Origin of the sequence: Propylenella binzhouense (assembly GCF_009866965.1) — a bacterium.
Lineage (GTDB): Bacteria > Pseudomonadota > Alphaproteobacteria > Rhizobiales > Afifellaceae > Propylenella > Propylenella binzhouense.
The window spans coordinates 1-8,705 of the sequence record NZ_SPKJ01000135.1; the positions used below are offsets into that span (position 1 = coordinate 1).

The 8,705-nt window shown below is 70.9% G+C and carries 10 protein-coding genes; 3 read left to right on the forward strand and 7 right to left on the reverse strand.

All coding sequences use genetic code 11. From position 1 onward, the window contains the following. Together E4O86_RS21130 and trxA are read left to right on the forward strand one after the other, a co-directional pair. Positions 1 to 673, forward strand: a 673-nt coding sequence (locus E4O86_RS21130) for a PD-(D/E)XK nuclease family protein (RefSeq protein ID WP_205521022.1), incomplete at its 5' end; no start/stop codon positions are given. 58 nt (positions 674 to 731) lie between these two features. After that, on the forward strand, positions 732 to 1,055 hold the full coding sequence (trxA, locus tag E4O86_RS21135) for a thioredoxin (protein WP_161142530.1): 324 nt from the start codon (positions 732 to 734) through the stop codon (positions 1,053 to 1,055). Between the two features lie 94 nt (positions 1,056 to 1,149). On the opposite strand, the gene E4O86_RS21140 is transcribed toward trxA, so the two are convergent. The 7 genes from E4O86_RS21140 to E4O86_RS21170 all read right to left on the reverse strand — a co-directional run bounded on the left by E4O86_RS21140 (position 1,150) and on the right by E4O86_RS21170 (position 7,650). Continuing rightward, on the reverse strand, positions 1,150 to 2,469 hold the full coding sequence (locus E4O86_RS21140; RefSeq protein ID WP_161142531.1) for a bifunctional folylpolyglutamate synthase/dihydrofolate synthase: 1,320 nt from the start codon (positions 2,467 to 2,469) through the stop codon (positions 1,150 to 1,152). 4 nt (positions 2,470 to 2,473) lie between these two features. Next, on the reverse strand, positions 2,474 to 3,421 hold the full coding sequence (accD, locus tag E4O86_RS21145; protein ID WP_161142532.1) for an acetyl-CoA carboxylase, carboxyltransferase subunit beta: 948 nt from the start codon (positions 3,419 to 3,421) through the stop codon (positions 2,474 to 2,476). Between the two features lie 10 nt (positions 3,422 to 3,431). Continuing rightward, entirely contained in the window at positions 3,432 to 4,271 is an 840-nt protein-coding gene (trpA, locus tag E4O86_RS21150; protein ID WP_161142533.1) for a tryptophan synthase subunit alpha, read from the reverse strand. A 112-nt stretch (positions 4,272 to 4,383) separates the two neighbouring features. After that, the gene (locus E4O86_RS21155; protein WP_161142534.1) at positions 4,384 to 4,839 is read right to left on the reverse strand and encodes a DUF1640 domain-containing protein; all 456 of its coding nucleotides are present in this window, start codon (positions 4,837 to 4,839) and stop codon (positions 4,384 to 4,386) included. A gap of 46 nt (positions 4,840 to 4,885) precedes the next feature. Then, positions 4,886 to 6,103, reverse strand: coding sequence for a tryptophan synthase subunit beta (gene trpB / locus E4O86_RS21160; RefSeq protein ID WP_161142535.1), 1,218 nt, complete (start codon positions 6,101 to 6,103; stop codon positions 4,886 to 4,888). A gap of 17 nt (positions 6,104 to 6,120) precedes the next feature. Beyond that, on the reverse strand, positions 6,121 to 6,789 hold the full coding sequence (locus E4O86_RS21165) for a phosphoribosylanthranilate isomerase (RefSeq protein ID WP_161142536.1): 669 nt from the start codon (positions 6,787 to 6,789) through the stop codon (positions 6,121 to 6,123). A gap of 81 nt (positions 6,790 to 6,870) precedes the next feature. Then, entirely contained in the window at positions 6,871 to 7,650 is a 780-nt protein-coding gene (locus tag E4O86_RS21170) for an alpha/beta hydrolase (protein ID WP_161142537.1), read from the reverse strand. Between the two features lie 47 nt (positions 7,651 to 7,697). On the opposite strand from E4O86_RS21170, the gene E4O86_RS21175 reads away from it, so the two are divergent. Beyond that, positions 7,698 to 8,705, forward strand: a 1,008-nt coding sequence (locus E4O86_RS21175; RefSeq protein WP_161142538.1) for a glycosyltransferase family 4 protein, incomplete at its 3' end; no start/stop codon positions are given.

Genomic DNA, 8,705 nt, shown 5'->3' on the forward strand with positions numbered 1-8,705 from the left:
GCCCGCCGGACTTCCCGGCTGGCTCCGCGCGCCGGCACCGTCCCCGCCGCCCGCTCCGGAGCCGCTCAGGCCGTCGAGCGCGCTCGGCGAGCCGGATCCGCCCGGGACGACCGCCGAAGGGTTCGCGATGCTCGCGGCGGAAGGCGACGCGCTCATCCGCGGCCGGCTCGTCCACCGGCTGCTCGAGCGTCTGCCCGCGCTGCCGCCGGAGGCGCGCCGGGCGGCGGCGGACGCCTACCTTGCCGCCAACCATCCCGATCCCGCGGTCCGGGCCGCGCTTGCCGATCAGGTGGCGGCTGTCCTCGATGACCCCGCCATCGGCGCTCTCTTCGGGCCGTCGAGCCGCGCCGAGGTGCAGATCGTCGGACGCATCGCCACCCCTGCGGGGGACTATGCCGTGAGCGGCCAGATCGACCGCCTCGCGCTCGACGAGGCGGGTGCGCACATCCTCGACTTCAAGACGAACCGCGCGGTTCCGGAGAGCGCCGAGGCGGTCGACCCGGCCTACGTGCTGCAGCTCGCCCTCTATCGCCGGCTTCTCGCCGACATCGTGCCGGGCCGGCCGATCGCCGCGACGCTCGTCTATACGGCCGGGCCGCGCGTGATCCCGGTTCCGGAGGCCGCGATGGAGGCTGCGCTTGCGCGCATCGGGGCCATGCAAGCTGTTCCTTGACCGGCTCCCGTCCACTTTCTACCTATCGCGGACCAAGCCCCTGAATCAGGAGAACGGGATGGCCACGAACGCCGTCACGGACGCCAGCTTCGACACTGACGTCCTCGCCGCCAGCCAGCCGGTGGTGGTGGACTTCTGGGCCGAATGGTGTGGCCCCTGCAAGATGATCGCGCCGCATCTCGAGGCCATCGCCGGCGAGATGGGCGACCGCGTCAAGATCGTGAAGCTCAATGTCGACGAGAACCAGCATACCGCCATCAAGTACGGCGTGCGGTCGATCCCGACGCTGATCATGTTCAAGAACGGCGAGGCCGTGGACATGAAGATCGGCGCCGGCGCCAAGAGCGACCTTCAGAAGTGGATCGACAAGGCGGCCGGCTGAGCAGGCCGGCCCGACCGATTGAAGCGACGCCCGGCCTGGTTGCCGGGCGTTCGCTTGTCTCCCGGCGTACCGGGTCGCGGGCGCCCGGCCGGCGCTATTCCGGCAGCGGGCCGTTTTCGCGGAGCACCGATCCGGCGAGATAGAGCGAGCCGCAGATCAGGATCCGTGGCGGCGGTTTCCGGTCGTAGTCGCGCGCGATCTGCGCGATGGCCGACCGCACGTCCGGCGCGGCGCGGGCCGGCAGTTCCTCCTCCATCGCGAAATCCGCCAGCTGATCCGGCGTGAAACCGGCCTCGCTGTCGGGCACGGGGACGGTGAGGACGTGGCGGACGAGGCCTGCGAAGGGCGAAAAGAAGCCCCGCGGATCCTTGGTCGTCAGCATGCCGACGATCAGGACCAGCGGGCGTTCGTAGCGGTCCTGCATCTCGGCCATGGCGGAAGCGAGCACGTGGCCGGCGGCGGGATTGTGGCCTCCGTCGAGCCAGATGTCGGCTCCGTCGGGAGCGATCTCCAGGAGCGGGCCCGATCGCAGGCGCTGCAGGCGCGCCGGCCAGTCCGCCGCAAGAAGGCCGGCCTCGATCGCCGCCGTCGGAATCGGCAGGCCGGTACGCCGGACGGTCGCGATCGCGATCCCCGCATTGTCGATCTGATGCGCTCCGGCAAGCCGCGGCAGCGGAAGGTCCAGCAGGCCGTCGACGTCCTGGTAGACGAGCCGCCCGCGCTCCTGGTGCGCCGACCAGTCCTGTCCGTTGAGGAAGAGGTCGGCGCCCGTCGCTCCGGCCTCCACCTCCAGCATCGCCGTCACGTGCTCGTCCTGGGGGCCGATGATGCCGGGCCGGCCGCGCTTCAGGATGCCGGCCTTGGTCTGCGCGATTCCGAGCAGGTCGTCGCCGAGGAAGTCGGCATGGTCATGGCTGATACTGGTAAGCACCGCGGCGAGCGGCGCGTCGACGACGTTGGTCGCGTCGAAGCGGCCGCCGAGGCCCACTTCGAGCAGGCAGAGATCGGCCGGCTGCTCGGCGAAGAGCAGGAGCGCGGCGGCCGTCGTCACCTCGAAGAACGTGATCTGCCTGCCGCCATTGGCGTCGCGCACGCGGGCGAGCGCCTCCACCAGCATGTCGTCGGCGACGAGGCGGCCGCCGCCGGGCCGGCCGAGCCGGATGCGCTCGTTGAAGCGGACGAGATGGGGCGAGGTGTAGACATGCGCGGCGAGCCCGGCCGCCTCGGCAAAGGCGCGCAGGAACGCCACGGTCGATCCCTTGCCGTTGGTGCCGGCTACGTGGACGACCGGCGGCAGCCGGTCCTGCGGTCGGCCGAGCGCGTCGAGCAGCCGCTCGATGCGGTCGAGCGAGAGGTCGATGCGTCGGGGGTGGAGCGCGCCGAGCGCGTCGAGCATGCGCGCGAGCTCGGACATCCGCTCAGGCTGCGGCAGAGGCTGTCTCGCTGTCGCCTTCGGCCCGGGCGGGCTGCTCGGGCGCCGGCTCGGCAGGCTCCAACTCGGCCGCGCGCACCGGCTCCGGCTGCTTCATCAGCAGCCGGCAGAGACGGGCGAGGGTGGCGCGGAGCTCGTGCCGGTGCACGACCATGTCCACCATGCCGTGCTCCATCAGGTATTCGGAGCGCTGGAAGCCCTCGGGCAGCTTCTCGCGGATGGTCTGCTCGATCACGCGCGGGCCGGCAAAGCCGATGAGCGCGCCCGGCTCGGCGATCTGCACGTCGCCGAGCATCGCGTAGGAGGCCGTGACGCCGCCGGTAGTCGGGTTCGTGAGGACGACGACGTAGGGCAGGCCGGCCTCCTTCACCTCCTCGACCGCGACCGTGGTGCGCGGCATCTGCATGAGGGAGAGAATGCCCTCCTGCATGCGTGCGCCGCCCGAGGCGGCGAAGAGGATGTAGGGCAGGTGGCGCTCGACGGCGGTGCGGGCGCCGGTGACGATCGCCTCCCCGGCCGCCATTCCGAGCGAGCCGCCCATGAAGTCGAAATCCTGCACGGCGACGACGACGGGCACCGCTTCGATCGCGCCGGCGGCGACGACCACGGCATCCTCGCGGCCGGTCTTGGCCTTGGCGGTCTTCAGGCGGTCGGTGTAGCGCCGCTCGTCGCGGAAGCGCAGCGGATCCGCGACGACGCTCGGCGTCGGGATCGTCTCCCACGCGCCGTCGTCCATCAGGTGCCTGAGCCGCGTCGGCGCGTCCATCCGCTGGTGATAGCCGGAGCCCGGAAAGACGAACTGGTTCGCCTCCAGGTCCTGGTGGAACACCATTTCCCCGGTCTCCGGGCACTTGACCCAGAGGTTCTCCGGCACTTCCCGCTTCGGCCACAGGCCGCGGATCTTCGGACGGACGACGTTCTCGATCCAGTTCAAGGTCAGGCTCCTATTCGGCTGCGATCTGCCGCGCTGCGCGGACGCCCTCGGCGAGGCTCCGCACCAGCCCCGTCACGGCGGGCACCGTGCCTTCCGTGGCGCGGCCGGCCTCGTCCAGGCTCGTGCGGATCGCCTCCACGAGCGCGGAGCCGATCACGACCCCGTCGGCGACACGGCCGATGGCGGCGGCCTGGTTCGGGGTCTTCACGCCGAAGCCGACGCAGATCGGCAGGCCGGTATGGTCCTTGATGCGTGTCACCGCGTCGGCGACCGCGGTCGTGTCCGGCGCGGCGGTGCCGGTAATTCCCGCGATCGAAACGTAATAGAGGAATCCCGACGTGTTGGCGAGCACGGCGGGCAGACGCCTGTCGTCGGTCGTGGGCGTGGCGAGGCGGATGAAGTTCAGCCCCGCGCGGATCGCCGGCAGGCAGAGTTCCTCGTCCTCCTCCGGCGGCAGGTCGACGACGATCAGGCCGTCGACGCCGGCCTCCTTCGCATCCGCCAGGAAGCGGGCATTGCCGTAGGAATAGATCGGATTGTAGTAGCCCATCAGCACGATCGGCGTCTCGTCGTCGCCGGCGCGAAAGGCGCGGACCATCGCGAGCGTGCGCTTCAGCGTCTGTCCGGATTTCAGGGCGCGGAGCCCGGCCGCCTGGATCGCCGGACCGTCGGCCATCGGATCGGAGAACGGCATGCCGATCTCGATCAGATCCGCGCCGGCCGCCGGCAGCGCCCGCAGGATCGAGAGCGAGGTCTCGTGGTCGGGATCGCCGGCGGTCACGAAGGTGACGAGGGCGGGCCGTGCGGCCTTGGTGAGCGCGGCGAAGCGGCGGTCGATGCGGGTGGTCATGAGGTCCGGTAGCACAGGAGCAGGCGCCGGGAAACGGGCGGCGGAGGAAGCGTCCGGACGGGAGCGAGGCGCCCGGCGCGCCGCGGCGCTTTCGGGCCGCATGATGGCATGTTCACGCGAACAGCATGCGGAGCAGGACGGCGATCCAGAGACCGATCAGCGCGCCGAGCATCCATTTGATCAGCGAAAGCTCGCCGCGGAGCCCCTGCATCTCGTGTCGCAAGCCCCCCTGGAGCGCGGCCATCTCGCTCCTGAAAGAACCTTCGAGCTTGGTCATGTCGCCCTTCAGTTCACCGCGAAGCGCGGCCATGTCGCTCCTGAGAGAACCTTCGAGCTTGGTCATGTCGCCCTTCAGTTCACCGCGGAGCGCGGCCATCTCGCCCTTCAGCTCGCCGCGAAGTGCGGCCATTTCCGTCCGCATCTTTTGATTGTCTTCGCGCAGATCCGCGAACTGGCTCCTCAACTCCCGGTCCGAAACCGCGAGCGCCTCGGCAGCACGGCGGGCCTTCTCCTCGTCGGCGCCGGCGCTCATCAGCGCATCATAGATCTCGGTGACCATGATGTTCATGGCGCGAGCCTACCCTGCGGCAATGGCGCGGAAAAGAGACCCGCAATCAGAGCTCGAAGCCCAATATGCTGCCGACCGTGAAGACGTCCTTGTCGCCGCGGCCGCACATGTTCATCACGATGATCTGGTCCTTGCGCATGGTCGGCGCGAGCTTGATCACCTCGGCGAGCGCATGCGCCGGTTCGAGCGCGGGAATGATGCCCTCGAGCCGAGTGCAGAGCTGGAAGGCCTCGAGCGCCTCGCTGTCGGTCGCCGGCACGTAGCTGACCCGGCCGCTGTCCCTCAGCCAGGAATGCTCCGGGCCGACGCCCGGATAATCGAGCCCGGCCGAGATCGAGTGGCCTTCGAGGATCTGGCCGTCATCGTCCTGCAGAAGATAGGTGCGGTTGCCGTGGAGGACCCCCGGCCGTCCGCCGTTCATCGACGCGGCGTGGCCGTTCGGCACGTCCATGCCGTGGCCGCCCGCCTCGACGCCGTAGAGCGCGACGTCGCGCTCGTCGAGGAAGGGGTGGAACAGGCCGATCGCGTTCGATCCGCCGCCCACCGCCGCCACGAGCGCATCCGGATAGCGGCCCTCGGCCTCCATGATCTGCTCCTTCAGCTCGGTGCCGATCACCGACTGGAAGTCGCGGACCATGGCCGGGTAGGGGTGCGGCCCGGCCGCCGTGCCGATCAGGTAATAGGTGGTTTCGACATTGGCGACCCAGTCGCGGAGCGCCTCGTTCATGGCGTCCTTGAGGGTGCCGGCGCCGGCGGTCACCGGCTTCACCTTGGCGCCGAGAAGGCGCATGCGGAAGACGTTCGGCTTCTGCCGCTCGACGTCGGTCGCCCCCATGTAGACGACGCAGGGGAAGTCGAACCGGGCCGACACCGTGGCGGAGGCGACCCCGTGCTGCCCCGCGCCGGTCTCCGCGATGATCCGCGTCTTTCCCATGCGCTTGGCGAGCAGGATCTGCCCCAGGCAGTTGTTGATCTTGTGGCTGCCGGTGTGGTTCAGCTCGTCGCGCTTGAAGTAGATCTTCGCGCCGCCGAGATGCGCGGTGAGCCGCTCGGCAAGGTAGAGCGGGCTCGGCCGGCCGGTATAGTGCTTGCCGAGCTGGGCGAGCTCGGCGTGGAAGGCGGGATCGTTCTTGGCCTCGGTATAGGCCCGCTCCAGGTCGAGGATGAGCGGCATCAGCGTCTCGGCGACGAAGCGGCCGCCATAGAGCCCGAAGCGGCCGCGCTCGTCGGGCCCGGTGCGGAAGGAATTGGGCTGCTCGTTCACGTCGGAATGGCTCCTGGTCAGGCGGCGCGCGCCGGCCGCGGACGGCCGGCCGCGCGCACCGCGTCGATGAAGGCCCGGATGAGCCGCGGATCCTTGACGCCGGGCGCGCTCTCGACCCCTGAGGACACGTCTATCCCGGTCGGGCGGCTCGCGGCGAGCGCGTCGGCGACGTTCGCCGGGCTGAGGCCACCGGAGAGCAGCCAGGGCACCGCGGGCGCGAAGCCGTCGAGGATCCGCCAGTCGAATGCCGCGCCGTTGCCGCCGGGCCGGTCGGCGTCCTTCGGCGGCTTGGCGTCGAGGAGAAGCGCGTCGACCGCGCCCTCATAGGCGCGCGCGCCGGCGAGGTCCTCCGCGCCGGCGACGCCCACCGCCTTCATCACGCGGACGGCGAAGCGGCTGCGGATCTCGGCCGCGCGCTCCGGCGTCTCCTTGCCGTGCAGCTGCACGAGGTCCGGCCGGAGGTCCTCCGCGATCCGCGCCAGGACGTCGTCCGGCGAATCGACCGTGAGGGCGACGATCCCGGCCTTGCCGCAGGTGCGTCCGGCGAGTGCCGCCGCCTCGCCGAGGGTCACCGCGCGCGGGCTCCTGTCGAAGAACACGAATCCGACCATGGTGGCGCCCGATGCGACCGCCGCATCGAGGGTCTCGCGGGTCGAGAGCCCGCAGATCTTGATTTCGCTCACCATCACAGTTCCGTGCCACGGAATGGGTGCGTTGTAAAACCGCCGCACACGGCAGGTGGGCGTTCGCCGGCCGTCCGGCAAGGCTCAGCCGGCGAGCATGTCCTCGACCGCACGGACGAGCCGCGCGATGTCCTCCGGCCGCGACAGGCGGTGGTCGCCGTCCGGCACCAGCGTGAGCACCGCGTCGTCGAAGGCGAGCCGCTCCATCAGCGCGGTGGCGTGCTCCCACGGCACGTCCTCGTCCTTCTGGCCCTGGATGACGTGCACCCGGCAGCCGACCTCGATCGGGCCGGGCCCGAAGAGGTGGCGCTCGCCGTCCTCGATGAGGCGGCGGGTGAGCTTGTAGGGCTCGTCGGAATAGGCGGAGGGCTCGAGGTGGTAGCCGTTCTCCTCGATGTCCCGCCGGGCGCGCTCGTCGAAGCGGTCCCACATCAGGTCCTTGGTCATGTCGACGGCGGGCGCGATCAGGATCATGCCGGCGAGGTGGTCGCTCTCGCCGCGCTCGCGCAGCAGCCTGGCGAGGAGGAGGGCGAGCCAGCCGCCCATCGAGGAGCCGACCACGATCTGCGGTCCGTGCGCGCAGCGGTCGAACACGGCGGCCGCTTCCTCGAGCCAGCGCGAGATCGACCCGTCGTCGAAGGATCCGCCGGAGCGGCCGTGACCCGAATAGTCGAAGCGCGTGATCTCATGGCCGGTGCGCCCGGCCCAGGCGTCGAGCGCCTCCGCCTTGCTGCCCGCCATGTCGGAGCGGAAGCCGCCGAGCCAGAACAGGCCAGGCTCCTTGCCGGCGCGGTGCAGCACGCAGATCGTGCGCGCTTCGTGATCCTGGCCGACGGTCAGCTGTTCCAATCTGAGTTCGCTCATTCTAAGTCTCTGACGTCTCTCCGGCTCCGAGGTGCGAAATCCTGCCGATGCGGTCAAGATCCCGCCCCGCGACGGTGTTGCAGGTGATCCCGGCGCTCGATACGGGCGGCGCGGAGCGGACCACCATCGACGTGGCCGCCGGACTGGTGCGGCGGGGCGATCGCGCGCTCGTGGCAAGCGCGGGCGGACGGCTCGAATCGGAGCTTGCCGCAATCGGCGGCGAGCTCGTGCGGCTGCCGCTCGCCTCCAAGAGCCCCGCCGAAATCGTCCGGAACGCCGGCCGGATCGCGCACGAGCTCGGAAGGCTCGAGGTCGACCTCGTCCATGCGCGCAGCCGCGCCCCCGCCTGGTCGGCGCTCCTCGCCTGCCGGCGGCGGGCCGTCCCCTTCGTCACGACCTATCACGGCATCTATGCCGAGCGCGGCCCGCTGAAGCGGCTCTACAATTCGGTGATGGCGCGCGGCGACAGGGTGATCGCCAATTCCCGCTACACCGCCGAGATCGTGGCCGCCCGCTACGGCACGCCGTTCAAGCGGATCGCGATCATCCCGCGCGGCGCCGATCTCGCCCGCTTCGCCCCGGAGGCGGTGACGGCCGACCGCCGCCGCGCGCTCCGCGAGGCGTGGGGGCTCTCGGGCGGCGAGACATTGGTCCTCAACGTCGCCCGGCTCACCGCCTGGAAGGGCCAGTCGGTGCTGGTCGAGGCGGCATCCCTGCCGCCGCTCTCGGAGATCCCGGATCTCGTCGTGGTGCTCGCCGGCGACGACCAGGGCCGCGCCGGCTACCGCAAGGCGATCGAGGGGGAGATCGCGGCGCGGCGCCTGGCGCGGCGGGTGCGCGCCGTCGGCCATGTCGACGACGTGCCCGCCGCGCTCTCGCTCGCCGATGTCGCGGTCGTCGCCTCGACCGCGCCGGAGGCGTTCGGCCGCGCGGCGGTGGAGGCGGAGGCGATGGGCGTGCCTGTCGTGGTGACCGCGCTCGGGGCCGTGCGCGAGACCGTTCTCGCCCCGCCCGAAGTGGCGCCCGGGCGCCGCACCGGCTGGCACGTGCCGCCC